The following is a 26,525-nucleotide window of genomic DNA, read 5'->3' on the forward strand; positions in this document are numbered from 1 at the left end:
ATTTACTGTCCTTTTCTTATTACATATCACGCAGCATGCTCTTTAATTCCACCATCTTGTCGCGGTATTCCGCAGCCGCCTCGAAGTTTAGGTCTGCCGCAGCCTTCTGCATCTTCTTCTGGATATCTGCGATCAGCTTTGTAAGCTCGTCCCGGTTCATGGATTCCGGATCTTTTTTGAAATTCATTTCTTCCTTTGCTACCTTCTTAGATACGCTGATCAGTTCCCGCACAGATTTCTGGATCGTTGTAGGTGTAATGCCATGTTCTTCATTATATGCCTGCTGTATCTCACGACGCCGCTTTGTCTCCTCTATTGCGACACGCATGGAATCTGTGATCTTATCTGCATACATGATAACGTGTCCCTCACTGTTACGCGCAGCACGTCCGATCGTCTGTATCAGTGATGTCTCCGATCTTAAGAATCCCTCTTTATCAGCATCTAAAATTGCCACCAGCGTGATCTCCGGTATATCCAGTCCCTCTCGCAGCAGGTTGATGCCGACAAGCACGTCAAATACATCCAGACGCAGATCTCTTATGATCTCAGCACGTTCTAATGTATCAATATCTGAATGAAGATATTTCACGCGGATACCAATCTCACGCATATAATCGGTCAGATCTTCTGCCATCTTCTTCGTCAGTGTTGTGATCAGCACCTTATGATGATCTTTAATCTCTTTATTAACCTCGCCGATCAGATCATCAATCTGCCCCTCCACCGGACGTACCACAACCTCCGGATCAAGTAATCCGGTCGGACGGATGATCTGCTCTGTACGGAGCAGTTCGTGTTCATCTTCATATACATTCGGAGTCGCCGATACAAACAGCATCTGATCTATCTTGCTCTCAAACTCTTCAAAATTAAGCGGACGGTTATCCTTCGCTGATGGCAGACGGAAACCATAGTCGACCAGCGTTGACTTTCTCGACTGGTCTCCCGCATACATGCCGCGGATCTGTGGGATTGTGATATGTGACTCATCCACAATGATCAGATAATCATCCTTAAAATAATCCATCAGCGTATGCGGTGTCGCCCCTGCCGGAAGTCCTGCAAGATGCCTTGAATAATTCTCAATGCCGCTGCAGAATCCCGTTTCTTTCAGCATCTCTATATCAAAATTAGTTCTCTCCGAAATACGCTGCGCCTCAAGCAGCTTGTCCTCACCTTTAAAATACCGGATGCGCTCGTCCAATTCCTGTTCGATCGCTTCACATGCCTTTAAGATCTTCTCCTGCGGCACAACGTAATGAGATGCCGGGAACACGGCAAAATGCTCCAGTTCACATTTGATCTCTCCGGTCAGCACATCAATCTCTGTAATACGGTCGATCTCATCACCAAAAAATTCCACGCGTACTGCCGTATCTCCATAATTTGCCGGAAAAATCTCTAACGTATCCCCCCGCACACGGAACGTACCGCGGTGAAAATCCATATCATTTCTTGTATACTGGATATCAACCAGGGCACGGAGTACATCATCCCTGTCTCTCTCCATCCCAGGTCTTAAGGAAACCATCATTCCAAGATAATCTTCCGGGCTGCCCAGACCATAAATACAGGAAACAGAGGCCACCACGATCACATCCTTACGCTCCACCAGTGCAGCTGTCGCAGAAAGGCGCAGTTTATCTATTTCTTCATTGATTGCCGAGTCTTTTGCGATATAGGTATCCGTCTGAGGCACATATGCTTCCGGCTGGTAATAATCATAGTAGGACACAAAATACTCCACTGCATTTTCCGGAAAAAACTCTTTCATCTCCCCATATAACTGCGCTGCCAGTGTTTTATTATGGGATATGATAAGTGTTGGCTTATTCAGTGCCTGAATCACATTTGCCATTGTAAAAGTCTTACCGGAACCTGTAACACCCAGTAAAGTCTGAAACTGATTGCCTTCCTCAAATCCTTTTACCAGTTCTTCGATCGCATGAGGCTGATCCCCGGTCGGTTTATATTTTGAATGTAATTTGAAATGATCCATGGTATTCCTCATTTCTCCCAATGAATTTTTCTATCTGGGAACATCTGACATCAATATTTAGTATGATTCTGTTTCCAGTATATCATTCAATCAAAAAAATGTACAGCAAAAATCGAACTTTTGTTCTGTTTTTCTATAAAAACAAAGCATAGGACATTGTTTTATCCTATGCTTCGCCCTGCAATCTTACTACATCATACTCTTTACGATCTCATCTGCCAATGCATCCAGCTCTGCCTTCTGACCAGCATGCATTGCGGATTTAATGGTAAGTCCGGCATCGAGTATCGTCATATCTTTCATTTCGCCAAGTTTTTCTTTTACCTGCTTTGCGGCTGTTGGTGCCCAGGTTCCATTTTCCATGACCGCAACCGTCTTTTTCTGAACAGCCAGCGCCTTCATATCAGAAAGCAGGTTTTCCATAACCGGATAAATTCCGGCATTATAAGTCGGTACTGCAAACACCAGATGGCTTGCACGGAAGATCTCACTGATCAGCTCAGAAACATGTGTATTGGATACATCGTAAACTGCAATTTTCTTCACACTGCGCACTGCAAGCGCACCTGCAAGTGCATCTGCAGCAGATGCCGTATTGCCATACATAGACGCATACATGATCACAACCGCCTGATCTTCTGCTTCATAAGTACTCCATTTCTGGTATTTTTCCAGAATATACGGCAGGTTTTCTCTCCAGACCGGTCCATGCAGCGGACAGATCATGGCAATATCAAGTCCTGCTGCCTTCTTTAATAATGTCTGTACAGAGGCTCCGTACTTTCCAACAATATTCGTATAATAACGTCTTGCATCATCCAGCCAGTCACGGTCAAAATCAACTTCATCAGCAAAAATATTGCCATTTAATGCGCCAAAAGAACCAAATCCATCTGCCGAAAATAACACTTTATCCACATCATCATAAGTTACCATCGCTTCCGGCCAGTGTACCATAGGTGCCATCACAAAATGAAGCGTATGCTTTCCGGCTGATAATGTATCACCCTCTTTTACTACAATGGAACGTTCTGCAAAATCTGTTCCAAAGAACTGGTTCATCATCCCAAATGTTTTCGTATTTCCAACGATCTTAACATCCGGATATCTTCGTACAATATCACCGATCATTGCACAATGATCCGGCTCCATATGATTTACGATCAGGTAGTCCAATGTTCTTCCCTCTAAAACCGCCTCCAGATTTTCAAAAAACTGTCCTGCAACGGAAGCATCTACAGTATCAAAAAGAACGGTCTGCTCATCCAGCAGAATATAGGAGTTGTAAGATACGCCGCGGCTGATTGGAAAAATATTTTCAAACAATGCCAGTCTGCGGTCACTCGCTCCGATCCATGTAATGTCATCCGTAACTTTTCTAATATTATACATATCCGTATCCCTCTCTCTTTCCATTCTATTATTGGCTTTTCCGGTGAAATCATACCACATGCTTATTTGGGTTTCAACGAACAGAATGTGATTTTATAAATTGTTTATTTTCACCGTTTCTCATATCAAAATCTGATTTCAAATGATAAAATACATGTTTCTCGAATGTTCTATAATTATGCCTATACAATAATAGTAATCATTACTGTTATTATGATATCAAATATTCCAGTTTTTGTCAAATGTTTTTCCATGCTATTTCTCCATGATAACATCCTACAATCACCCCGACAAATGATGGTTTGTGGGTGATATGCGTCGCCCGTCCAAATGGTGTGTCGCAGGTCTGTGAGCGGCATCTTGCGCAAAGCCGAATTAATTTGGGTTCCGTTGTACGAAAATAAGAAAAGCTAGGTCTGCCTGATTTAGGTTATGGCGGAGTGACGTGACCGGCATTCAACGAGCCATCCTTGGCTCGTGAAGCCTTGTTCTGCCATCCGTGGCAGAACATCACTGTGTAACTACAGGCAGACCAAGTTTTTCTAATTTTCTCCCAAAGTCACAAAATTAGCTTCGGCTTTGCGCAAGATGCCAGCCTCCAGGTTATGAAACACCATTTGGGTGGGCGGTTCATCTCAAAACTGGGGGCGTAGGTGCGAATTTTCGATATTCGCACAAATGGAAATATGCTTAAAATGCTAATGTGCTGTATCATTAATATTCAACCTAATGGCTCCCCAGATTTTCCATCTGCTACATTGTATTACATGAATTTTTTCGTAAATTTCCAGACCAATAACACAAAATATTTTCAAATGTGTATGGCAATAAATATGAGCATAGTGTTATATATCGAGGTTTTTGCCAGTATAATCAAAAAAATAACTCCCTATTTACAAAAGTGTGTCTGATGCATACTAGCTCATAATTATACGAAACACCACTCTTTTATTCATTTTCTATTCACTTCTTACTAATGGGTATTCATTTTTACTCTAAGTTGTCGTGCAATTTATTAGAATGGAATTTTGAAAGAGCCAGCACCTTGAATGGACTGGCTCTTTCAATGTCACCTGTAATTGACAAACTGGAATTTCTCACTTCTTCATTTTAGGTGCAATAAGCAACACTACTGTCACAAGAAAATATACACCATACAGCAACCACGTAATAGTATTGTTCCATGGAAAACTCATTTCTGGATGGTTCAATGCATACATTATAAATACAATAGCTATAATCAGCATTATCAAACCGATAATCCTTGATATACTCTTTTTCATGTAAATCATCTCCTCGTCAAATTGTAGTTATCTACGTGTTCCATCATCATTAAAATGTTTTTTTAAAGCTTTCTCTGTCGGATAAATTGATATAATCATAATAAAGCATTGAATTGTCACAAGAATCAACCCTGCAAATCCAATCGTATTCTTATCACTATGATATAATGGAATATGTATCAAAGCAGATGGTATAATCATTACCCATCCTATTTTCCACCAAATTCTTCCGCAGTAGTCATTCGCAAATTTCCATGTATCCATATTTTTCATTGAGCGAGTTGTTCTGTAGCCTGACATACTATTTATATTTTTTGGACAATGTTTCCACATCATTCTTCCACCAATGACCATAGCAATAGGAATTATCAGATCACATATTAACATAAACCACCAAAACCACATAAACAGCTCCTCCCTTCACGTACCGATTGTATAACAGTAGTCTAACACATGTTGATAAAAAGTACTACATCCAAACTAATGTCTGTGATTTGTGATTTGTTTTCCATAATAGTTTCCTTTCAAAAATATTTTATATTTTCTATATCTTGGTGTTTGAAAAACAGCCTCATAGACATTGGTTAATGCTTGTACTCATTACCTTAAAATCACAACCTCTTAAAAAGGCTTCCCAGATTATCTGAAAAGCCTCATTGGTTTGTATTTGAATTTGGACTACTTGATTTTCTAATTGCATACGCAATTCGTGAAATGTATAATTATACTGTTGATACATCAGACACACAAATGTAAATAGGGACAAAAATAATAAACTATTGAATATAGTTATTTGGAAATATTTTTTTAATCAGATTCAGACACAAAACACTAAAAATTTACGTCCCTCAAGGTTGTAAAATGAGTTCCCCGGCGAAAGGTGGTTCACAACTTAGTGGCTGGCAAATCGCATCAAGCCGGAACCTGTTTTGTGACTTTGGGAGAAAATTAGAAAGTCTTAGTATGCCTGTTCACAATACAGTGTTGTGCTGCCATGGACGGCAGCACAAGTCCTAATGTGCCCGGACGGCACATTTAGGACGCACACGTCACTCCGGCATAGAACTAAATCAGGCATACTTAGACTTTCTTATTTTCGGACAACGGAACAAAACAGTCCCGGCTTGATGCAATTTGCCAATCGTAAACCCCCGTAACCACCCTACACAGGGAAACTCATGTCACCCACAAACCATCATTTATCAGACAACTCATTTTATTACATTCTAAGCCATCCACAAGGTACAAAAAAAGAACATGACGTCTCCGCCATGTCCTTTCTCTTTTTTATATTCATTTCTGATTAGGAATCAATTAGTCCTCAAATGGAATAACCGCACCATCATAAGTATCGTTGATGAATTTTTTGATATCATCAGATTTTAATACTTTTACAAGTGCCTGGATGCCAGGGTTGTTCTGATTTCCTTCTTTTACAGCGATAACATTTACATAAGTTTTTGCTGCTTCAGAATCAGATGTCTCATATGCTAAGGAATCCTGTGCTACGGAATAACCTGCCTGTAATGCATAGTTACCGTTTAATACAACAAATGCAACTTCCGGTGCTACTCTTGCTACCTGCTCTGCTGCGAGTTCTTCGATCTTTACGTTGTGCGGGTTCTCAGCGATATCATTTACAGTTGCCTCTAAACCAGCGCCATCTTTTAAAGTAATGATACCGTTGTCCTGTAACAGTAATAATGCTCTTGCCTCGTTTGTTGTATCGTTCGGTACTGCGATCGTATCGCCATCTGCTAACTCAGAGAGATCTTTCTTTGTTCCCGGATAAATTCCGAATGGCTCATAATGGATACCGCCAGCATTGACAAGGTGTGTACCTTTCTCTGTATTGAAGTTCTCTAAGTACGGGATGTGCTGGAAGTAGTTTGCATCGAACTCACCGCTCTCTACTACTTCGTTTGGAAGTACATAGTCATCAAAAATGGTAATCTCTAAGTCCCAGCCCTGATCTGCAAGGATTTTCTTTGCTTCCTCTAAGATCTCTGCATGTGGTGTTGCAGAAGCTGCTACTGTGATCGTGCCACCCTCTGTTGTCTGTGTATCAGCTACGCTCTCTGCTGCTTCACTTTCTGCTGCAGTAGTATCTGCAACTGCTACCGTATTGTCTGTCTCTGCTGCTGCGTTGTTGTCTGCCGCTGCATTGTCTGCTGTGTTGCTGCTTCCGCAGCCTGCAAATGCAGATACTGCTAAAACACCTGCTAAGATTGTTGTAAGTACTCTTTTCTTCATAATATAATCCTCCTTGTTTTGCGAAGAAAAATCCGAGCCCTTTGGCGAGGAGAGGATTTTCCTCCTTGTTTTACTCCTAAATTTATAATAATGTTAAAAAACATTGTTATCGTTTATTTTCTGCGATCTAAATTACTCGCAAGTTTCATACCGATCGTCTGGAATATCTGGAATAAGATTACCAGTAAAATAACGGTTACGATCATAATATCTGTCTGCCATCTGGTATAACCATAGCGGATTGCGATATCTCCAAGTCCGCCTCCACCGACAGTTCCAGCCATTGCAGAATATCCTAAAATGGTTCCAAGTGAAATGGTTGCCCCTACGATCAGGGATGTGCGTGCTTCCACTAACATAACTTTTGTCACAATCGTAAAATTAGAAGCCCCCATAGAACGTGCTGCCTCAATGACACCTGCGTCCACTTCTTTTAAAGAAGATTCAACCATTCGTGCAATATATGGTGCTGCTGCTATGACAAGCGGAACGATCGTCGCCGTTGGTCCATAGCTTCTTCCGATCAGAAATCTCGTAAACGGAATCAGCACGATCAGTAAAATTAAAAACGGTACGCTTCGGATCAGGTTTGCAATGACATCTAATACCTTGTAAACTGCTGCATTCGGATGGATTCCATCTTTGTCAGTGACCGTTAACAGGATTCCCATCGGAAGTCCGATCACATAACCGATCAGCGTAGATGTCAATGTCATATAAAGTGTGTCTTTGATACCCTCTAACAGCATCATGATAATCTGCTCATTCCACATCTTCGGTCACCTCCTCAACTGCAAGTCCTTTTTCTTTTAAATATTCCTCGATATCTACCTGTAAATGTCTGTCCTCCGGAAGCCCTAAGATCATCTCTCCCTTTGCAACACCACCGACATTCTTGGTGTCTGCCCTTAAAATATTTACCGGCGTTTTAAACTGTAAGATCATATTTGCAATGACCGGTTCAAATGCGGAATTCTCTGAAAAGACGATTCGGATCTTTTTATCCCCCTGCATGCGCTCCTGAACTGCACCCGCTAACGGTGCATTGTTATTGCCAGGCTGATCTCTTAGGATTAGTTCTTTTGCAGCTTTTGATTTTGGATGGGAAAAAATATCCTCTACCAGTCCGTCTTCCACAAGGATACCGTGTTCAATGATCGCCACATGACTGCAGATCTCACGAATCACTGACATCTGATGTGTGATGATCACGATCGTGATGCCAAGTTTTTCATTGATCTCCTTTAAAAGTGAAAGAATGGAAGCGGTTGTCTGTGGATCTAAGGCACTGGTTGCCTCATCACAAAGTAAGATCTTCGGATCCGAAGCAAGTGCTCTTGCGATCGCAACTCTCTGTCTCTGTCCTCCGGAAAGCTGTGCCGGATACGCTTTTTCTTTTTCGGAAAGGCCAACCGTCTTTAAAAGTTCTCTCGCTCTTTCCCTCGCCTCTTTCTTTTTCTTTCCCTGGATCTGCATCGGGAAACATACATTGTCAAGTACACTCTTTTGCATCAGAAGGTTAAAATTCTGAAAAATCATCGCAATATCGCTGCGCTGCCCTCTTAATTCCTTCTCTGTCAATGCTCCTAATTCCTGACCCTCGATCAGCACCTGACCTTCTGTCGGTTTCTCTAAGAAATTTAAGCATCGTACCAGTGTACTTTTTCCAGCTCCCGACATACCGATGATTCCGTAGATATCGCCCTGCTCCACCGTCAGATTGATATCACTTAATGCCTCAACGGTCACTCCCTTTTGTTCAAACTTTTTATAGAGATGTCTGACCTCAATTGCTGCCATACATGTTCTCCTTTCTTCCTGCCCTATGTGAGCACCTGTGTGTGCTCCGCGCTCCATCTTATCACAAATCTGGCATTAAGGCAAAAAAACAGATGCTCCCTCGCGGAAACATCTGTTTTACATTTTCTATCAACGCATAAAATCAGATATCTTCCCGCACACGAAATCGTCCCATACAGCACATACACATCATGCCGCACATGGATCCTGTCATCATCATTTTGTCTGCTGTTGTATAGGTCTTAATTTCTGTACGCATATCTGATCTCTCCTTTCTCCTACTGCTCTGTCTTGATTTGATAGTCCTTATTATAACAGGTAGTTACAGAAAGTGTTAATATTGGAAACCTTGAGTTGGTTATAGGTTTCGCCTATAGCTGATCACATCACATTTTCCCTGTATTTTTTTAATTCTCCGATATAGATCTCCCCGATATGGCTGACTTTTGCCCCTTTCCGCTTCACATAGCCAATGCGCATTTTCTCCGTTTCCTTTAACGGGATTGCCATATAGTCACTGCCGTTTAGTTCCTCACAGATAATTCCGGAACAGAGCGTATAGGCATTTAATCCAATCATCAGATTCAGAAGCGTGGCACGGTCATTTGCCTTAATGAGTCTTTTATAATCATAAGTGCTTTTCATTTCCTCCGCCAGATAAAGGGAATGATGCTCTCCCTGATCAAAAGAAAGACACGGATATGCATCCAGCTCCTCCATCGATATCTCTCCTTTTTTTGCCAACGGATGTCCCGACCAGAGATAAACATAAGTATCACAGGAAAACAGTTCGATAAATTCCAGTCCATGTTCCCTGATGATCTTATTCATGACTTTTTCATTGAAATCATTCAGATATAAAACCCCGATCTCACTGCGAAAATTCTTTACATTTTCAAGCACATCATATGTCGTTGTCTCATGGACTGCAAATTCATACCGTTCCATTCCAGCCTGTTTTACCGTCTCCACGAATGCCTTGACTGCAAACGTATAATGCTGCATGGATACACTGAACTTTTCTTTAACCTGTTTATCAATATAGCGGGTAGTAAGCAGATGAAACTGCTCCGTAACCTGTCTTGCATATCCTAAAAACTCTTCCCCTTCCGGTGTCACAAGAATTCCACGGTTAGAACGCACAAAAAGATCAAATCCGATCTCTGTCTCTAATTCCCGGATCGTCTCTGACAGACTCGGCTGGGAGAGAAATAACGTTTTTGCCGCCTCGTTCATCGATCCACAGTCCGCGATCGTCAAAGCGTATTTTAACTGCTGCAGTGTCATACTAATCCTCATTCCTGCGTGTGAAAAATATTTTTCACACTAATCTGCATTTTCCTGTTTTAAATATCTCTTCTTACTGGAAAAACCTCTTCCGGACACTTCACTGACTTTATTGATAATCACAAAGGCATCCGGGTCTACTTCATGGATCAGTTTTTCCGTTCTGGCAAGCTCACGCATAGATACCACAGTCAGAAGCATCATTGTATTGTTTCTTAAAAATCCGGTCTCACTGTTTAACAGCGTCACACCGCGGTCGATATCATTTAACACTGCCGTGCGGATCTCATCAATATGGCTGCTGACAACCTTGATCTGCATTTTTGCAGTACCAAGCATCAGACATTTATCCAGTACTGCACTGTATACGATCACAAGCAGGATACCGTAAAGCACCTGCTCTCCACTGCTGTGAAATACCTGAAGCAGTAAGATCAGCATATCAAATACATAAACAGAACTTGAAACCGGGATCTTAAAATACTTATTTAAGATCAAAGGCGGGATATCCATACCTCCTGTGGAAGCTCCCATTCTGATGACAAGTCCGATCGCTGCCCCGATACAGATACCTCCAAAGACCGTGCAAAGGATCAGATCATCTGTGATACGGTAACCACCAAGCAGTCTCGTGATCAATTCGAGTGCGATCGGGTAACTGAACGTACTCACGACCGTATTTGCCGCAAATTTCCATCCAAATGCAAAAAAACCGATCAGAAACATAATCGTATTAAACACAAGCACAAACACGGTGACCGGTGTGTGAAAAACATCATTGACAAACAATGCGATACCTGTCGTTCCACCTGTGATAAGCCCGCTTGGTAAAATAAACATTGCAATTCCAAACGCATAAATACAGTTTCCAAATATTACGATGAGCGTTTCCACTACTCTTTTTAAAATCTGCTTCATAAAAATCCTCATTTCTGCATGTGAAAAATCTTATTCTTCGCGATCTTCATCCATGACATCTTCTTCGTATTCGTCATATGCTCTCTGATGTCTCTTTTTACTGCGGTTTTGATCCTGATGTGTCGTATCACGGATCAGACTTAAGATTCCCTTGTAAATCTCACGTATAATCGCAAAGACAAAAAACATCACAATAAACCCGACTACACCAAAGACAATATCTGCAAACTCCATATTACCGGTGTTCGTTACCTTCTGACCGATCTCGATCGCAAACGTGATCACGATGATCAGCGTAAAAACATAAATCCATGCGATCACCATGACATGATCGTGTTTTGCAAGCCATTTAAAAACCGGATACACCACAAAAATAAACATCATTCCCAAAATTCCAATGACCAAAAAATGCAGTTCCTTGTCGCTGAAATTGTATTCATATGCATCGTTTAAACGAAGCAGATAACTATGTATCTTTGCGAGCAGTTCCACGATACCATAAAGTAATTCTTTCATAAAAATCTCCATTCTTGCGCTGTCTTTTGCGCATATCAAGTTTGTGCGTAAGCACAAATCTTGTGTGTGAAATATCTTATTTTCACACTGATCTCTTTCTGCCGGAAATTATCGTAATATATCTTTTTTAATTTGTAAAGGCAGAATCCTGCCCGGAGGGCTTTTTATATAATAGAGTATTTCAACGAATTTTGCTATTACATAAAAATACCCGGAATCTTAAGACTCCGGGTATCTCTCATCTACTTTGTAACCACTCATCAATATACATGTTTCTTTGACTTATGTGTCTCTCTTGCCTCTTCTACTGCGGCATGATCTGCAATATTGATCTTGGCTGCCACCTTTTTCTTTTTTAATGGATGTTTTGGATTCTTATCTGACATACTATACGCTTCCTTTCTGCATATCATCTTTCATCCTTTTTACTTTATTTCCTTGCTTCGGTTACGTTATAGCACTATAAATCAGCAAAGTCAAGTATTATCCATCTGTTTTTTTGATATTTTATCATTTCTTATTAATTTTCAGAATTTTTTTACAATTCATAATCTGCACCTAACGCAGCATAATATACACGAAATCCATGCCGCTTCTTCTCCACATAGTCCATCCGGATAAGCAGATTAATAAATTCCTGTATCATGTTCTTCTCCCAGCGTCTGTTATATACTTCATTCACTGCATCTGTTAATTCAGCGGTACACATTTCCTCATTTCTGTCCCACAGGATATTTAAGATCATATTTGCTGTGTCCGGAAGATTGTCTAAAAATACACTTTCCAACTCCATCACTCTGCTCCTCATCTTTCGTAATGCTCCGGCACTTATTGAAACCGTTGCTTTCTGCCCATGAGTTTAGCATAGATTTGACGGCATTAAAATAGAAATGCTCTATATTCTCTTTAACTCGTCCTTTCGGTATTCTACATTCTTAATTTATAAGATTTTTTATCCTCAGGCTTCAATTCCAAGTTCCGCAGGGAGGAATCGCGGACAGACATTTTCGGATGATGTGATCACGGATGCCGCCAGACGTGTTCCAATCTCTACTGCTTCTTCCAACTTTTTCTGATATGTCAGTCCACTTGCCACACCTGCGCAGAACGCATCACCCGCTCCTGTCGTATCTTTTACCTGTACCTTTTTTGCCGGGCACACTCCATAAATACCTTCCCTGTCCGCATATACTGCACCCTTGCCGCCCATGGTAACGACCATGGAAGGAATATTGGCACGTTTTACACAGCCTGCAAGGATCTCTGCAAGTTCTTCCGGTGTCTTTTCACTGTAATCATCAGAAAAAAACATTCCTGCCTCTAACTGGTTGCAGATAAAGCAGTCAAATTTCCGCAGAAAATCTCTTCTCTCTGCCGCAATACTCATATTGCTGACAACCCCGTAAAGCGGTTTTTTGAATTTTTCACACAGATTCACGACTTTTTTGACGATCTCTTTATCCATATCCACTTCGATCACAACGGAATCAGCATTTTCAAAAATCTCATCCCCTGATTTTTCCAGCACATCAAGGATCGGCATCAGATTCGGTCTCTGCGAGATTGAACCGGCAACATCTCCGTGATGATCAAATACCGCAAGCCAGGTTCCCATTCCATTTGGAATCGTCAGCATGTATTCTGTATTTACTTTATGATTCTGTAGTTTGTGAATGACCTCACTTCCAAGTGCTGAATCATCCACGATTCCCAGAAATGTAGGCCGCAGTTCGATATTGGCGATATCTTCCACAACATTACGGCTGACACCTCCATGGATATATTCAATTCTTCCTGCATTTCTTCCGTCCGGAATATAAATATCTTCCGGAAATCCTTTAATATCCACAAATACCGCACCAATTACTACGATTCCATTTTTATTTACTGCCATCTGTTAAAATTACCTTTCTGCTATTTTTTTCTGATATGAATCTCCGGGATTGCCACACTGTCATAGGTGATTCCCGGCTTTTTGTCCTCTTCCTCTGCTGCTTCTTCCGGCTCATGTGTATGGATCTCCGGGACTGCAAGATTATCATAAGTCAGATTATATTCGTGACCTTTCTCTCTTTTCTTTCTGAATTTAAACATAAACATCTCCGTTTCTTCTATTTATAATATATTAATGAAAAATGTGATGACCAGACTGTTGATAAAATCTGCAAATAAACTTCCGATCAGCGGAATAATCAGGTACGCCTTTACGGAAGGGGCATATTTTTCACAAAGTACCTGCATGTTTGCCATAGCATTCGGTGTCGCTCCCATTCCAAATCCACAGGTTCCTGCTGCAATTACTGCTGCATCATAGTCTCTTCCCATCACATAAAATACTACAAATTTTGCAAATACACAGATAAGTATCGCCTGAACTGCTAACAATATGATAAGCGGCAGCGCAAGTGATGCAAGCTGCCAGAGTTTTAATGTGATCATTGCCATTCCAAGAAACAGTGACAGGGAAATACCACCGATATCATTGATCTCACCCATATGGATCACAAATTTACCAGAGTACTCTCCGATATTCCGAAACAGAGCCGCAGCGATCATTGCACCGATATAAATCGGAAATGTCATTCCTGTTTTTGTCAGAAGCCAGGAAAAAACAGTTCCAAGTCCGATTGCCAGAATAAGCTGGAATACTGCCGATGCATACATATTTGTATGACGCTCATGTTTCTTCTCATCTTCCACCAAAAGACTGTCATCCTCCGGCACAACCGTATCAAGCAGGTTCTTTTTCTCAATAAGCTGCTTCCCCAGCGGCCCACCGATCAGACTTCCGGCAATCAGTCCAAAGGTCGCTGCTGCCGTACAGATCGTTGTTGCACCTTCCACATTCAGATCCTCTAAAACCGGGCCAAACGCACCCGCCGTTCCATGTCCGCCTACCATCGGGATTGAACCGGTACACATGCCGATCAGCGAATCAATGCCAAGCAGACGTGACGTTCCGATCGCAAGTAAATTCTGTGAAACGATCAGAAGAATGACAAGTCCTAAAAATACTGCCAGTGACTTTCCTCCGCTCTTTAATACTTTCAAATTTGCCTGAAATCCTACCGAAGTAAAGAAGAATACCATACACACTTCTCTTAATGTATCATCAAAAGAAATCTCCATAATTCCGCTGCTGTAACAGATGCAGGTGACGATTGCAAACAACAGTCCCCCGACAACCGGTGCCGGGATACAGAATTTTTCCAGAACATGTATTTTTTGTTTTAAATAACTACCGAGCATCAGCACCAGCACTGAAGCTGCCAGTGTCTGATACATATCCAACTGAACTTCCATATTTATCCTTTCAATCTTAATTTCCAAACCGTATCTGATATTCAGATCCGTATCTACTCTGTCGGCACCTCGATGCCGCATTCTGCATAGTATGCTGCCGCCCCCTTATGAAATGGGATCGTGATTCCCCCGATCGCAGACTGCTCATCCTCTTTTAGTCCGATCGATGTCGCATATCTGATATCCTGTTCATGAGAAAACAGAAGTGCCGTCAGCTCCTTTACCGTATCCGCGGATAAACTGTCACCAGCTAACAGCACTGCCTGTACAGACAGTGTTTTTACATCTTCTGCCTGACCGTTATAGGTACCTGCCGGGATCGTATATTCGGAATAGAACGGATATGCAGCCTTTAATCTGTCCCTGCATTTTACATCGATACTTAAAAGCCGTATTCCACATTCCTTTGCGAGTTCCCCGATCACCGTTGTCTGTGTGCCTGCAGTGCAGAAAAATGCATCTATCTCACCCGCTGCAAGTTTTGCTGCCGCTTCCGTATAATCTAAATTAACAGTCTCTGCCATATCCGTGCTGATCCCCTGTGCGAGCAGGATCTGTTTTGCATTCCGCTCTGTTCCTGACTCCTCCGCTCCGATACTGATCGTTTTTCCAAGGAGATCATCTAATGATGTAATATCCGAATCTGCTCTCACCACGATCTGACATGCCTCCGGGTAAAGTGCTGCAACCGCTTTATATCCCTGATATGCTTTATCACGAAATTCCCCTGTTCCATGATAGGCTTCCTCCACCAGGTCTGCCTGCGCAATTCCCAGTTCTATATATTTTCCGGAAAGAAGTCTGATGTTTGCTGCCGATCCGGCAGTATTTCTCGTTTCAAGTTTATAAGAAAAATCCTCTTTATTTGCAAGACTGACAAATGCATTGGAAAATGAATCATACATTCCACCAATGCCCGCAGCTCCAAAACGGATCGTTTTCCGGTTCATACTGCATCCTGCCAACAATAAAATCATTGCCAGCCCAAGAAAAATATAACGACCTTTTTTCAAATTATCTCTTCTCCTTTTCCATTTCCTTTTATCTGCAGGTTATGCATCCGATCTGGCATATGCATTCTTCATCTGACCACTCAGCTCAAACAGCACTTTATCGAGCGTGTCTGTCGTCTCTTTCTTTAACATTCCTGCAACTGCACGATTTGCCTCATGCCGGATCTCTTTTCTTTTTGCTGCATCGGTTTCTTTTGAAAGCAGATCATCATACCGGTTGATCAGTTCATGACCTTTTGCCAGTACATGCTCTTTATATCTTTCAATATGGAATACCGAACTCCGGTAAGACGCATCAGCCATTGCCGCGATCATTCTGCTCGACCAGTAAAAATTATCTGTAGAAACCTCATCTGTGGTATTGCAAAGGTAATCCGGGGTCTCATCAATCTCTGCATAAAATGGAACCAGCACGTTGAACGCATTGGATGCAAATGCGATCCACTCGATCACATTACAGTCATGCTCCATCTCAGGGCGCATCTGGATCACTGCCAAAAAGTCATTGCGGTTGATCCCAATCGAACGGTATGCGCCACGCATATTTTTCTCTCCGTATGCCGCATACGGATCGTACGGTGTCCCCTGAAAATGGGAGGACAGTACATATTTTACATCTTCCACCGTAATTTTCTTTTCCGGTACCATGCACCACGGGATATCATCCGACTGCGGTGTATAGTCCGCATTTTCTCCATCCCAGACTTTTGTATGGGGATTTAAACAACGCTCCATATACCATGCTCTCGGTGTATTGTATACGTGATCTGCATCATCGTGGCTGCCAAATGCATCACGCGGATTCAGGCTGCCATCCATTGAGATGTTCAGATGATTTTTTTCTATAAATTCTTTCATATCAGAAGAACACATATATTCTTTCTGTTCAGATAGTGCATCTTCAAGATCAAACTGATCAATACCAAGCTGATTTGGCATGACAACGTACACATCATCCGGCACCCTTCTTGCGATCCAGTGATGCCCACCGATCGTCTCAAGCCACCAGATCTCATTCTGATCTTGAAATGCGATTCCGTTCATCTCATATGTGCCATACTGTTCCAGCAACGATCCAAGGCGTTTCACGCCCTCTCTTGCACTGCGGATATACGGTAAAACAATACATACGATATCTTCCTCACCGATTCCGCCCGGGACTTCTTCTTTCCCGTTTTCTGCCGGCTGAAGTTCAACCAGAGGATCTGCGCCAAGCACACGCGGGTTTGATGTGATTGTCTCCGTTGCCGTCATCGCAACATTTGCCTCATTGACACCTGCCGCTGCCCAGATACCTTCCCCATCCACGGCATTCGGCACTGCCGTATAACGCATCGGATCATCCGTAAGTTCAATCGTCACATGCGAAAGAACAGATTTATATGTTTTCGGCTGCTCATCCGGATGGACGACAACAAATTTCTTCGGTGTAAAATGTCCGGAACCGGAATCATCATTTCTCGCGATCATTGTAGATCCGTCATAGGATGCATTTTTTCCAACAAGTATTGTAGTACACGCCATTTTTATTATCTCCTCTCGCGTATTTTATCTATTCTGCTTCATCATAGAAAATTTTGTCTTTTTCCAATACTGTCCCAACACCGTCTTTTACTTCAACGATGCAGACAGAACAGTTTTTCGGAATGCCGCCACGCCAGATATCCTCTTTGTCTTCATAAAAATTAGCTAAAAGACAGCGTCCGGCTGCCCCATGTGTTGATATAAAGATCGTGGCATTTTCATATGCCTTGTTCTGTACCAGCGACTGATAAAAATCTTCGGTCCGTTTTAAAACATCTTTAAAACTTTCTCCGCCCGGTGCTTTCATGCAGTGATAAGGATCATTGTAAAATTTATCAATAAAATCCGGTGGAAGAACTTTGCTGTCTTTCACACATTCTCCCTCCCAGTCGCCAAAAGAAAGTTCTATGATACGTCTGTCTGTGATCATCGGAAGATGTCTGCCCGCCATCACAAGCTCTGCTGTCTGTTTTGCTCGGATCAGCGGGCTGGAAATGACAAGATCAAAATCAATGTCTTTCATTCCTTCACCTGTCAGTTCTGCCAGACGCACACCTGCGTCATTTAACATGATATCATGCTGTCCCTGCAGTTTTTTCTCTTTATTCCACGATGTTTCACCGTGTCTGATTATGTATAATTTCATATTTTCTGCCTTTCTGTATTTTAATCTCATGCGATAGCTATTGTACCATAACGTTGTTTTATTTGAAATATGCCGAAAAACATTATATACTATTCTCATCTTATCAGAAAAGAGTAATGTATTTATAGATTCGGACCAGGTACCTTTTTCTGCGGTACATGTGCACTGCTCATCCTTCTGAGCAGTTTCTATGGTGTCCATTTTGGACATACAAAACGGGCTTCCTATCTGGTAATCTCACTGCTTACTTTTATAGAATTTCCGTTTCTTTATTATATTTATCATACAAATACGATCGTTTACATGATTTTAAGCATCGCTTCCATCGCCATTTTCATCCCGGCTGCCCATGCCTTAATTTTTGCAGTTTTAGCAGTTTTCTGTGATGTTTTTATCGTAATTTTTTCTTATTATCATCCGGCTCCATGGGCTGTGATCACAGAACAGGAGGCATTTTATTCCACCCTTTGTTCTCTGGTAATTTCTCTGTTTTGCGTATTTATGGTCACTTTACTTTTAAAGGTTCAATATGAAAAACAGGCCAACGATCTAAGAACCCTGGGCGAACAGTTAAAAAACGCCGCTGACCACGATACACTGACTGCACTTTATAACAGACGTTATCTGAACCAGTATTTAGAGCAGCTGATTCAAAATGATCATACTGATTTTTATGCTGTTTTACTGGATTTAGATTTTTTCAAGAAAATCAATGACACCTATGGGCATGTATTCGGTGACGAAGTGTTGGTTACTTTCAGTCGGATTTTAGAAAAGTATCTGCCGGATGGCGGAATTGCTGTCCGCTTTGGCGGGGAAGAATTTATGCTCATTCTTCCCAACACTACTGAAAACAATATCCGCAATCTTTTACAATGCATGAGAACCGACTACAAACAATTCATAAAAGAAAAGAAAAATACCGTTTACTCTTTCAGCAGCGGCATTGCACAATACCAAAATGGAATGGAGATTTCCACCCTCTACAGTCTCGCCGACAAAAAACTATATTGTGCAAAGAATGATAACCGGGATAAAGATGTATTTTAACCAGCTTACAGATCCTTTTTAACCGCTTTTCCCAGACATTTTTTCCGTACAAAGTAATAACAGATCACCTGCATCACGATCGTAGCCAGCCAGGATGCCGGGTACGAAATAAACAGGAAATACAAGGATCTGTGATACGGAAAGAATGCAAAAATCCATAATATACGCATTCCAACTGTACCGATCACAGACAATATCATCGGAACCGAAGAATATCCCATTCCACGCAGTGCTCCCGGAAAAAGATCCATGATACCGCAAAGGAAATATGGCACTGTAGTAATTGAAAGAATCTCTACTCCACATGCAACCACATCCGGTTCTTTGGTATAGATCGTCAGTATCTCTGCTCCAAAGAAATATGCCCCACATCCAAGCACAGCAGCAACTCCAACCGATAAAATCAGACAGTCCAGAAGAACTCTGTCCATACGCTTATATTTTCCTACACCAAAATTCTGACTGGTAAAACTCATACACGCCTGTGTAACAGAATTTACGGAAACATACAGGAAACCAAGCAGATTATTTGCTGCCGTATATCCCGCCATTGCTGTTGCGCCAAAGGAATTAACAGAGGACTGTAACAATGCATTTGAAAAATTGATGACTGTACTCTGGATTCCCGCCGGAACTCCCACCTGAAAAATCTGTTTTAAATAAACACCTTTTATAGAAAGTTTTGATAAATGAAGCTGATAGCTTCCCTGCGTTTTACAAAGGCAGCGTAAAACAAGAATACAGGACACACACTGTGAAATGATCGTTGCGATCGCAACGCCGGCAACATCTAAATGAAATACGATCACCAAGATCATATTCAGCACCGCATTGATACAGCCGGATATAATAAGGAATAAAAGCGGCCGTTTTGTATCCCCGACTGCCCGAAGTATTGCCGCACCATAATTATAAAGCATAAAAAATGGCATTCCCATAAAATAGATCCGCATATATAAAGTCGACTGACCGATCACATCATCCGGTGTGCCCATCAGTTCCAGCGCTCCCTTTGCAAACAGTACACCAACAAATGCCATCACCACACCGCTGATCAGTGCCAACGTAATCGCCGTATGTACGGTCTGTGACATTTCTTCCTCCCGTCCTGCAGCATAAAATCTTGCTGCAAGCACATTTGCTCCAAGTGAGATCCCGATAAAAAGATTCACAAATACATTGATCAGTGCCGTTGTCGAACCTACTGCTGCAAGTGCCTGACTGCCGCTGAACCGTCCCACAACGATGATGTCGACCGCATTAAACATTAACTGTAAAATTCCAGAAAGCATTAGCGGAAATGCAAACGATATTAATTTATCCATAATGGTGCCATTGCACATATCAATTTCATATTTATTATTTTTCATTGCTGCTCTCACCTTTCTTCCTTACACTGTTTCATAAAATAAAATAAGATATACAATGCCTGTTTTGCATTGCATATCTTACTGCCTTTTTTGGGCTTCGTCAATCAATTTTCAAGAACCCGACGGGATACGTACGATATATCGCTCTCCATCACATTCTGCCAGTGTTAAAACCGGAATATGTTTTTTTCGAAGCTGATGTACGATCGGATAAGTCAAAAAAACATTCCCTTCCACATAAACAGCTTCCGGTTTTTCTTTTAAGACCTGTTTTACCTGATCTTTGATACGGCTCTTCCACTCCTGCTTTTCCATCAAAACTTCCCCATAGATTCCCTGCAGTGTAAGTTCCGGAACATCCGGCAGCACGCAGTGTGATATGCGGGCATGCTCCATTCCCGGCAATTTCTGCAATAATTCATCTGCTTCCTTTCCACCGCCAAGATTTACGATCACGGGTTCCTCTTTAAAGCAGGACAGACTGATCTTACATGCTGCGACAGCATCTTCTAATGTGCCAGCCGTCATCAGAAAGCCACCTTTGTGGCAGAAACCGGCGCTGGAAAGTCCTGTTGCCTGTACCAGCTCTTCATTCTCCAGTCCAAGCCATTTTTCCGGAAAACTGCACTTATAATTCATGGAATATTCTCTTTTTTGCGGCTGGATACAATATCCACCACGATTAGATGGAAAGATCACAAACGCAATCTCCGTCTCTGAAAGCCTTTTCTGGCAGGGAATAAATTCCGGCAGGACGAGTATTTTTGCATCAGACTCCTTTTGCTGTGACTCTAAAATTTCCTCGATCCTTTTATCGGCACGCTCATTTCCAAGATAACGCTCAAATTTATTTTCCAGTATCATACCTGCGACACCGACCGCCTTAAAAAAAGCATCATCACTGCTGCCTGACGCATCCCAGGTTGGATTAAAGTTTCCGATCAAGGTTGCAAGCTCGTTTTTTTCTCCCGTATTATCATTGTTATCGAGAGGCTGCACAAACGCCTCATCAAAAGTCTGCGCGAGTTCTTCCCCTAAAATCCCGGTTCCAAGCTGCTCCCAAAGCAGTCCAAATGCCGCATACGGCACTCCATTTTCACGGACTCTGCTGTCCTTCTGATGATGATCAAATTCCCCACGCCCAATATCAAATACGATTCCGTCATAATCTTCCGGGACTTTATTGCCACGTGTAATCGTAATCTCCGGATTCAGGTAGAGCAATAATGCCGAGGAAAAAACATCGTCCGCATGGAACTTTCCGCCGTGTGTAAATGCCTTTGCATCTTTTCTTGTGATCTGCTGTAATAATGTATGATTCATGATCTGATCAATTTTCTCCTACTATCTGTAAATATTCGTCGATAAATATTTGAATGCATTGTCTGCACAGATCGCAACGATCGTCTTTCCCTTTGCTTCCGGTCTTTTGCAATATCCGTTGCAACTTTGATCGCTGCTGCAGCAGACTGACCAAGAAAGATTCCATCTGTTCTTACCAGATCACGACCAACCTCATATGCAAGATCTGCATTAACCTCAACTACTTCATCATACTGAAAATCAATATCTCCGCCTGTAGCATCCCAGATTTCAGGACCGGTAGTTGCGATATGTACATTCGGGTTTTCCGGATTTCTGCCCTGATTGATATAATACCAGCCATGCTCATCTGCATACTTCTGAAGCAGATCGTAAAACGGATCGAATGCCAGTCCTTTTTCTGCGATCAGTTCCGGCACTCCCGGAATATCCTTAAATTCCAGCTTTGCAAGTATCGTAGCATCTAAGTCATGTTCTTTTTCATAGTTAGTAACTTCGACTAACGGTGTCTCTCCCACTAATTCTGCGATTGAATGATAAATTTTTCTCTCTGCCATCTTTTCATTCCCAATTTAGTTAAAATAATTGTATTCTACTGTCTGTATCCATTCTTTTCCTTCCAGTACCCCTGCTAAAGATAACAGACTCCATGCATTTCCTGTTGTTCCAATGTATAAACCGGTATAGCTGTGGACATTCTGCGGTATCGTTCTCCACCAGTTTCCATACCAGTTTCTCTTTTTCTGCTGTTTATAGATATCTCCCGGTTCATCACTCACAAACGACTGGCTGATGATAAATCTTGCTGTCCGTTTTGCATACCCTAAAAACTCATCCTCACCGGTAATCTTATACATAGAAATAAAATGCTCTAAGATACCCGGTGTTCCTTTGTGGCATTGTAAAGAATCGTATATACCCAGCCGATTCCGGATGTACCATGTGCCATGTTGACCCAGAAAACATCTTTCGGGAAATCAATGATCGTAAGATCAACCACATTCCAGTAGCGTCCTCCATGCGGTGCAGGTGTACCCTTCTTCAGGAGGAAATCTCCAAATGATTTTGCATTTTTCAGATATTCCTCATTCTCTGTCACCTGATACAGTCTTAAGTAAAACAGACCAATTCCTGCTGAACCACCATATAAAGCCTTTGGTGTAAGCATCGGATAATCTGTAAAATCTTCGTCTGAATCCGGGCTCTGTACCCAGTATATTCCATCTTCTGTCGTAACCTTTGTGGCATCCACCCATCTCTCTGTCTATTTTGCGATCTCAATATAATCCTGTGTTTTATATTCTTTGAATAATATGTTTTTTGGCATTTTTATAACCCCTGGCTGCACTTGTCTTTTGTTATCTGGTAATATACGCTTTTATTTCTACTTTGTTAATAGGAATTATATGATATGTTAGATTTTAAACTGCCGGATATTCATTTCAAGCTCATCAACAATTTCTTTATTGTTCGAAACTACATCCACGATCTTCTTAAATTCTTCATTGATCTGCGACATATATTCTGAATTAACCGACACTTCCTCTTTCTGTTTATCAAACCCATCCATGATGCCATTCACATAATAATGAATACGCTCCATACTCTGCCCCAGTTCATCTATATACCCCTCAAACTTTTCCATCTGTTCTTTAAAATTATGTGCATCATTTGCATATTCCTCACCGGTATGTACAAGGACATCATAATCAGAAATAACATTTGTTTTCACATAGTTTAGCAGTTCAAACGAAGCCTCCGCTAATTTAGCTACAATATCTACGATAAATGTATTTATCTTTTGAATTTCACCTGCAGTCTTTGACGACTCCTCCGCAAGACTGGATATCTCGTTGGCCACAACTGCAAATCCCCTGCCGCTTTCTCCCGCTCTTGCAGCTTCAATACTGGCATTCAATGCAAGCAGATTTGTCTGGTCTGCAACATTAAGGATCTTGTCTGTAAGCTGCTGTATCCGCTCCACTTCCTTTGATTCTTCAATTTTATCTTCAAGTGTTTTTCCAATTCTCACGATCGTATTCTGCATACGCTCTCTGGCTGATACCGCATCTTCTTCTAGCTTTTCTGCTTTTGATCCAACCTCACCAATATATTCAGCCTGCGATTTTGCCTCATTTATGACAGATGACATCATCTCGTTATTATTCTTTGCATTTTCGGCGATCTTGTGAACCAGATCACTCATTTCAAGGACTTTTCCTTCCATATCGTTCATTGTCGCATTGACCTTCGATACTTCATTGGCAGAGGATGTCACAATATTATTTACATGTTCTGAATTGTTTAAAAGTTTATTTTCACTTACACTGATATTATGAATGATCTCACGCAGATTTTCCAAAAACATATTCAGGCTGTCTGCAATATCTCCAACTTCATCTGTTGATCTTACGTTGATTTTCTGTGTAAGATCTCCCTCCTTCTTTGCAAGTTCACTCATTTTCCCTGCTATCACACTTACACTTTTCGACAAGATACCACTTATGATAAGGGAAAGCACTACTGCTATCACTAATCCAAGCAGTTCAATGATCAAAAATTCTTTTATAAAAATATTCTCCTGAAGTCTGATATCAGTTGCAGAACAATCAACGCCTACGATTCCTGCAATCTGACCTGCACTATCGTAAACCGGAGCAAATGCACTGTAAAAATCTCCCCACTCATCGGATGTCATTTCGCTGTCAACCGTGACATTTCCTTTAAATGCTTCTGCAATTTCATCATATATCTCATATTCTTCACCAATTGCAGCCCCTTCTTCAGTATCAGCATCAACAATAAATTCCAGTCTGCCGCCATTCATTCTCATCGTGTATATATATTGGATATCATCGCCACACAAAAAATCCTGCAGCTGCGACAGTATCTCTTTATAATTCTCTGTCGCTTCATCCCCTGCTTTGATCTTTTCTAGAATATCCCCATCAATTCTTTCTGCGGCAATTTTCGCTGAATTTCTGGCATTTTTCTTACACTATTCCAACAATGTATCTCTCGCCTGTACTATAAAAAACCAGCCGATCAGATTCGTCACGGTCAAAACACATACGATCATTCCTACTAAAATCTTTGCACGTATGCTTATTTTAAATTTTTTTTGTGATCCCGTTTTTGTCATGCCATCCCCACCCTTCCTGTCTTATATAAATATTATATCTGTTAGTGATAGCATAGACAAGAAGGTAGTTGGGAATTCCAATGCTTTTAATATCTGCTTTACTTATCTGTACGAAATATCAGATTTTTCTAATAGGAGTACTGGAATAATATCCACAAAAATTCAGAAAATTAACCACGTCTTCCACTTCTACATCCGACTTTGGTCCTATCAAAATTTCTTTTATCATATTTTGTTTTATTTACTCGATTATACACCACTTTACAACTTTTTCATAAAAAAATATCGCACAGGGCTTTCTGATGTATAATGAATTTGCTGAAAACATTACAAAGGAAAGTGACCCTGTACGACAAAAGCATTATACAACGAAAAAACACTGATTGGTAGACTTCATCAATATTTTTTGATTTATTTTGAAACTTTTTCTGTTCCGACAGCAGATACCTTATTTCTGCTGATATTATCCATATTGACCTTAGAATCCGCACATTCTATCCGGTTTCTGTATCAGCATTTTTTATCCGGAATAACGGAGAAATCACTGAATGTATTTTATTATGCATGTTCCTATGCAAAGGTTGATTATTCCAGATTTATGAATACTACTGTCAGGATTGCTTTGAAGCTGGTACCAGATTCACTGCAGACGCAGCCTGTGTTTCTGTGTGGGGATGATACGATGGTATCTAAATTTGGCACAAAATTTGAAAATGTTTCAAAACTGTTTGACCATGCCGCACACAACGGTTCCAACTATCTGAATGGACACTGCTTTGTGAGTGTCATGCTCTGCATACCTGTCTGGAATAGGGATAAAGTTTCTTATCTTTCCGTTCCTCTTGGTTATCGTATGTGGCAGAAAAAAGAGTCTAAACTGGAACTGGCAACCTCCATGATCCGGCAGGTTATGCCTGAATTTCACAGCAAAGATCATGTCGTCATCCTTTGTGACAGTTGGTATACAAAACAGAACCTGGTATCCATCATTGATGAATATCCGAATCTGGATCTGATTGGCAATGCAAGGATTGATTCTGTCATGTATGATCTTGCACCTGCACAGACCGGTCATCGGGGACGTCCTGCCAAACATGGAAAACGTCTTTCTGTTGAAACAGATTTTACGTTTTCCAATGAAAAGATCGGTGATTATTATACCGGTGTCCGCCGGGTTCTCGCTAAGATCTGCGGCAACAGGGAAATCCTTGCCTATGTCACTGCCACAGAAAAAGAACATGGTACAAAACGACTGTTTTTTAGTACCATTTTCCCGGAAGATCTGCAGATTTTCTGTGCATGGCAGGAAAAAGCACCATTGAACCAGACCGGAAGTGACTGTATGAAATACATTCCACTGTTGCTATATTCGTTTCGCTGGAATATTGAAACAAGCTATTATGAACAGAAAACGTTCTGGTCTTTTTGCAACTATATGGTGCGAAGCTGCAAAGGGATTGAAATGCTGGTTAATCTGATCAACATCAGTTACTGTGCCATGAAGATTCTGCCCTATCAGAACGAACATTTTTCTGAGTACCGTACAAAAAGCGTACAGGAGTTTCGTTTTGAATTAAGTCAGGGCATTCGCAGTCAGATATTTTTTGCCACTTTCGTGAAAAATATCGAAACACATATAAAATCAAATGCTATGACAAAGACCTTAAAACAGCTGATTCATCAACAAGTCTATCATTTATAAA

27 protein-coding genes are annotated in these 26,525 nt (G+C 41.3%); 2 read left to right on the forward strand and 25 right to left on the reverse strand.

What is annotated here, in order from left to right; all coding sequences use genetic code 11:
• Positions 1-19: 19 nt before the first annotated feature.
• From uvrB to ACDD58_RS01325, 18 genes are all read right to left on the reverse strand, one after another.
• Positions 20-2,002 carry an excinuclease ABC subunit UvrB gene (uvrB, locus tag ACDD58_RS01240; protein ID WP_117920353.1) on the reverse strand — a complete coding sequence of 661 codons (1,983 nt, stop codon included), beginning with the start codon at positions 2,000-2,002 and terminating at the stop codon, positions 20-22.
• 189 nt (positions 2,003-2,191) lie between these two features.
• Complete coding sequence (locus ACDD58_RS01245) at positions 2,192-3,394, reverse strand: FprA family A-type flavoprotein (protein WP_370775204.1); 1,203 nt, start codon at positions 3,392-3,394, stop codon at positions 2,192-2,194.
• Between the two features lie 1,097 nt (positions 3,395-4,491).
• A complete protein-coding gene (locus tag ACDD58_RS01250; RefSeq protein WP_118209371.1) occupies positions 4,492-4,677 on the reverse strand; it encodes a hypothetical protein in 186 nt (61 codons plus the stop codon).
• A 27-nt stretch (positions 4,678-4,704) separates the two neighbouring features.
• On the reverse strand, positions 4,705-5,082 hold the full coding sequence (locus ACDD58_RS01255) for an SdpI family protein (RefSeq protein ID WP_117920347.1): 378 nt from the start codon (positions 5,080-5,082) through the stop codon (positions 4,705-4,707).
• 909 nt (positions 5,083-5,991) lie between these two features.
• The gene (locus tag ACDD58_RS01260; RefSeq protein WP_118209372.1) at positions 5,992-6,930 is read right to left on the reverse strand and encodes a MetQ/NlpA family ABC transporter substrate-binding protein; all 939 of its coding nucleotides are present in this window, start codon (positions 6,928-6,930) and stop codon (positions 5,992-5,994) included.
• Positions 6,931-7,043: 113 nt separating this feature from the next.
• Positions 7,044-7,703: a methionine ABC transporter permease gene (locus ACDD58_RS01265; RefSeq protein WP_015521960.1), complete on the reverse strand. Its 660-nt coding sequence runs from the start codon at positions 7,701-7,703 to the stop codon at positions 7,044-7,046.
• Entirely contained in the window at positions 7,693-8,730 is a 1,038-nt protein-coding gene (locus ACDD58_RS01270; protein WP_370775209.1) for a methionine ABC transporter ATP-binding protein, read from the reverse strand. Before ACDD58_RS01270 ends, ACDD58_RS01265 begins: the two co-directional genes overlap by 11 nt.
• Before the next feature lie 381 nt (positions 8,731-9,111).
• The gene (locus tag ACDD58_RS01275) at positions 9,112-10,017 is read right to left on the reverse strand and encodes a LysR family transcriptional regulator (protein ID WP_117920340.1); all 906 of its coding nucleotides are present in this window, start codon (positions 10,015-10,017) and stop codon (positions 9,112-9,114) included.
• A gap of 39 nt (positions 10,018-10,056) precedes the next feature.
• Positions 10,057-10,935 (reverse strand): YitT family protein, encoded by an 879-nt coding sequence (locus ACDD58_RS01280; protein WP_370775213.1) that lies wholly within the window; start codon positions 10,933-10,935, stop codon positions 10,057-10,059.
• A gap of 30 nt (positions 10,936-10,965) precedes the next feature.
• Positions 10,966-11,451: a hypothetical protein gene (locus ACDD58_RS01285; RefSeq protein ID WP_117920502.1), complete on the reverse strand. Its 486-nt coding sequence runs from the start codon at positions 11,449-11,451 to the stop codon at positions 10,966-10,968.
• A gap of 260 nt (positions 11,452-11,711) precedes the next feature.
• On the reverse strand, positions 11,712-11,837 hold the full coding sequence (locus ACDD58_RS01290; protein ID WP_256451903.1) for a hypothetical protein: 126 nt from the start codon (positions 11,835-11,837) through the stop codon (positions 11,712-11,714).
• A gap of 152 nt (positions 11,838-11,989) precedes the next feature.
• On the reverse strand, positions 11,990-12,244 hold the full coding sequence (locus ACDD58_RS01295) for an ArsR family transcriptional regulator (protein WP_117920336.1): 255 nt from the start codon (positions 12,242-12,244) through the stop codon (positions 11,990-11,992).
• A 165-nt stretch (positions 12,245-12,409) separates the two neighbouring features.
• A complete protein-coding gene (locus ACDD58_RS01300) occupies positions 12,410-13,345 on the reverse strand; it encodes a PfkB family carbohydrate kinase (protein ID WP_370775217.1) in 936 nt (311 codons plus the stop codon).
• A 20-nt stretch (positions 13,346-13,365) separates the two neighbouring features.
• Positions 13,366-13,545 carry a hypothetical protein gene (locus tag ACDD58_RS01305; protein WP_117920332.1) on the reverse strand — a complete coding sequence of 60 codons (180 nt, stop codon included), beginning with the start codon at positions 13,543-13,545 and terminating at the stop codon, positions 13,366-13,368.
• Positions 13,546-13,566: 21 nt separating this feature from the next.
• Entirely contained in the window at positions 13,567-14,754 is a 1,188-nt protein-coding gene (gene gltS, locus ACDD58_RS01310; RefSeq protein WP_118209394.1) for a sodium/glutamate symporter, read from the reverse strand.
• Positions 14,755-14,807: 53 nt separating this feature from the next.
• Positions 14,808-15,731, reverse strand: coding sequence for a TAXI family TRAP transporter solute-binding subunit (locus tag ACDD58_RS01315; RefSeq protein WP_370775754.1), 924 nt, complete (start codon positions 15,729-15,731; stop codon positions 14,808-14,810).
• 75 nt (positions 15,732-15,806) lie between these two features.
• The gene (locus tag ACDD58_RS01320; protein ID WP_370775221.1) at positions 15,807-17,291 is read right to left on the reverse strand and encodes a C69 family dipeptidase; all 1,485 of its coding nucleotides are present in this window, start codon (positions 17,289-17,291) and stop codon (positions 15,807-15,809) included.
• Positions 17,292-17,319: 28 nt separating this feature from the next.
• Positions 17,320-17,937 (reverse strand): histidine phosphatase family protein, encoded by a 618-nt coding sequence (locus ACDD58_RS01325; RefSeq protein WP_117920328.1) that lies wholly within the window; start codon positions 17,935-17,937, stop codon positions 17,320-17,322.
• A gap of 303 nt (positions 17,938-18,240) precedes the next feature.
• On the opposite strand from ACDD58_RS01325, the gene ACDD58_RS01330 reads away from it, so the two are divergent.
• A complete protein-coding gene (locus tag ACDD58_RS01330) occupies positions 18,241-18,987 on the forward strand; it encodes a GGDEF domain-containing protein (protein WP_370775224.1) in 747 nt (248 codons plus the stop codon).
• A gap of 5 nt (positions 18,988-18,992) precedes the next feature.
• Here the strand turns inward: ACDD58_RS01330 and ACDD58_RS01335 are convergent, their stop codons facing one another.
• From ACDD58_RS01335 to ACDD58_RS01365, 7 genes are all read right to left on the reverse strand, one after another.
• Positions 18,993-20,357 carry an MATE family efflux transporter gene (locus tag ACDD58_RS01335; protein ID WP_117920325.1) on the reverse strand — a complete coding sequence of 455 codons (1,365 nt, stop codon included), beginning with the start codon at positions 20,355-20,357 and terminating at the stop codon, positions 18,993-18,995.
• Between the two features lie 111 nt (positions 20,358-20,468).
• Positions 20,469-21,680 carry an MYG1 family protein gene (locus tag ACDD58_RS01340; protein WP_370775226.1) on the reverse strand — a complete coding sequence of 404 codons (1,212 nt, stop codon included), beginning with the start codon at positions 21,678-21,680 and terminating at the stop codon, positions 20,469-20,471.
• On the reverse strand, positions 21,677-22,237 hold the full coding sequence (locus ACDD58_RS01345; RefSeq protein ID WP_199654210.1) for a hypothetical protein: 561 nt from the start codon (positions 22,235-22,237) through the stop codon (positions 21,677-21,679). The genes ACDD58_RS01340 and ACDD58_RS01345 overlap by 4 nt, the downstream gene beginning before the upstream one ends.
• Before the next feature lie 15 nt (positions 22,238-22,252).
• A complete protein-coding gene (locus ACDD58_RS01350) occupies positions 22,253-22,537 on the reverse strand; it encodes a hypothetical protein (protein ID WP_370775230.1) in 285 nt (94 codons plus the stop codon).
• Positions 22,538-22,551: 14 nt separating this feature from the next.
• On the reverse strand, positions 22,552-22,932 hold the full coding sequence (locus ACDD58_RS01355) for a lanthionine synthetase LanC family protein (protein WP_370775233.1): 381 nt from the start codon (positions 22,930-22,932) through the stop codon (positions 22,552-22,554).
• 162 nt (positions 22,933-23,094) lie between these two features.
• Entirely contained in the window at positions 23,095-24,546 is a 1,452-nt protein-coding gene (locus ACDD58_RS01360; protein WP_370775236.1) for a methyl-accepting chemotaxis protein, read from the reverse strand.
• A 132-nt stretch (positions 24,547-24,678) separates the two neighbouring features.
• Positions 24,679-24,822, reverse strand: coding sequence for a hypothetical protein (locus tag ACDD58_RS01365; RefSeq protein ID WP_370775238.1), 144 nt, complete (start codon positions 24,820-24,822; stop codon positions 24,679-24,681).
• 598 nt (positions 24,823-25,420) lie between these two features.
• Here ACDD58_RS01365 and ACDD58_RS01370 point away from each other — a divergent pair.
• Entirely contained in the window at positions 25,421-26,524 is a 1,104-nt protein-coding gene (locus ACDD58_RS01370) for a transposase (protein ID WP_370775756.1), read from the forward strand.
• Position 26,525: the final 1 nt, after the last annotated feature.

Source organism: Roseburia sp. (assembly GCF_041325975.1).
GTDB classification, from domain to species: domain Bacteria; phylum Bacillota; class Clostridia; order Lachnospirales; family Lachnospiraceae; genus Roseburia; species Roseburia rectibacter.

Bases quoted from the DNA above. Each gene is read 5' to 3' on its own strand.
- uvrB (WP_117920353.1), bottom strand. From the start codon at position 2,002: ATGGATCATTTCAAATTACATTCAAAATATAAACCGACCGGGGATCAG.
- ACDD58_RS01245 (WP_370775204.1), bottom strand. From the start codon at position 3,394: ATGTATAATATTAGAAAAGTTACGGATGACATTACATGGATCGGAGCG.
- ACDD58_RS01250 (WP_118209371.1), bottom strand. From the start codon at position 4,677: ATGAAAAAGAGTATATCAAGGATTATCGGTTTGATAATGCTGATTATA.
- ACDD58_RS01255 (WP_117920347.1), bottom strand. From the start codon at position 5,082: ATGTGGTTTTGGTGGTTTATGTTAATATGTGATCTGATAATTCCTATT.
- ACDD58_RS01260 (WP_118209372.1), bottom strand. From the start codon at position 6,930: ATGAAGAAAAGAGTACTTACAACAATCTTAGCAGGTGTTTTAGCAGTA.
- ACDD58_RS01265 (WP_015521960.1), bottom strand. From the start codon at position 7,703: ATGTGGAATGAGCAGATTATCATGATGCTGTTAGAGGGTATCAAAGAC.
- ACDD58_RS01270 (WP_370775209.1), bottom strand. From the start codon at position 8,730: ATGGCAGCAATTGAGGTCAGACATCTCTATAAAAAGTTTGAACAAAAG.
- ACDD58_RS01275 (WP_117920340.1), bottom strand. From the start codon at position 10,017: ATGACACTGCAGCAGTTAAAATACGCTTTGACGATCGCGGACTGTGGA.
- ACDD58_RS01280 (WP_370775213.1), bottom strand. From the start codon at position 10,935: ATGAAGCAGATTTTAAAAAGAGTAGTGGAAACGCTCATCGTAATATTT.
- ACDD58_RS01285 (WP_117920502.1), bottom strand. From the start codon at position 11,451: ATGAAAGAATTACTTTATGGTATCGTGGAACTGCTCGCAAAGATACAT.
- ACDD58_RS01290 (WP_256451903.1), bottom strand. From the start codon at position 11,837: ATGTCAGATAAGAATCCAAAACATCCATTAAAAAAGAAAAAGGTGGCA.
- ACDD58_RS01295 (WP_117920336.1), bottom strand. From the start codon at position 12,244: ATGGAGTTGGAAAGTGTATTTTTAGACAATCTTCCGGACACAGCAAAT.
- ACDD58_RS01300 (WP_370775217.1), bottom strand. From the start codon at position 13,345: ATGGCAGTAAATAAAAATGGAATCGTAGTAATTGGTGCGGTATTTGTG.
- ACDD58_RS01305 (WP_117920332.1), bottom strand. From the start codon at position 13,545: ATGTTTAAATTCAGAAAGAAAAGAGAGAAAGGTCACGAATATAATCTG.
- gltS (WP_118209394.1), bottom strand. From the start codon at position 14,754: ATGGAAGTTCAGTTGGATATGTATCAGACACTGGCAGCTTCAGTGCTG.
- ACDD58_RS01315 (WP_370775754.1), bottom strand. From the start codon at position 15,731: ATGATTTTATTGTTGGCAGGATGCAGTATGAACCGGAAAACGATCCGT.
- ACDD58_RS01320 (WP_370775221.1), bottom strand. From the start codon at position 17,291: ATGGCGTGTACTACAATACTTGTTGGAAAAAATGCATCCTATGACGGA.
- ACDD58_RS01325 (WP_117920328.1), bottom strand. From the start codon at position 17,937: ATGAAATTATACATAATCAGACACGGTGAAACATCGTGGAATAAAGAG.
- ACDD58_RS01330 (WP_370775224.1), top strand. From the start codon at position 18,241: ATGATTTTAAGCATCGCTTCCATCGCCATTTTCATCCCGGCTGCCCAT.
- ACDD58_RS01335 (WP_117920325.1), bottom strand. From the start codon at position 20,357: ATGAAAAATAATAAATATGAAATTGATATGTGCAATGGCACCATTATG.
- ACDD58_RS01340 (WP_370775226.1), bottom strand. From the start codon at position 21,680: ATGAATCATACATTATTACAGCAGATCACAAGAAAAGATGCAAAGGCA.
- ACDD58_RS01345 (WP_199654210.1), bottom strand. From the start codon at position 22,237: ATGGCAGAGAGAAAAATTTATCATTCAATCGCAGAATTAGTGGGAGAG.
- ACDD58_RS01350 (WP_370775230.1), bottom strand. From the start codon at position 22,537: ATGTATAAGATTACCGGTGAGGATGAGTTTTTAGGGTATGCAAAACGG.
- ACDD58_RS01365 (WP_370775238.1), bottom strand. From the start codon at position 24,822: ATGACAAAAACGGGATCACAAAAAAAATTTAAAATAAGCATACGTGCA.
- ACDD58_RS01370 (WP_370775756.1), top strand. From the start codon at position 25,421: ATGAATACTACTGTCAGGATTGCTTTGAAGCTGGTACCAGATTCACTG.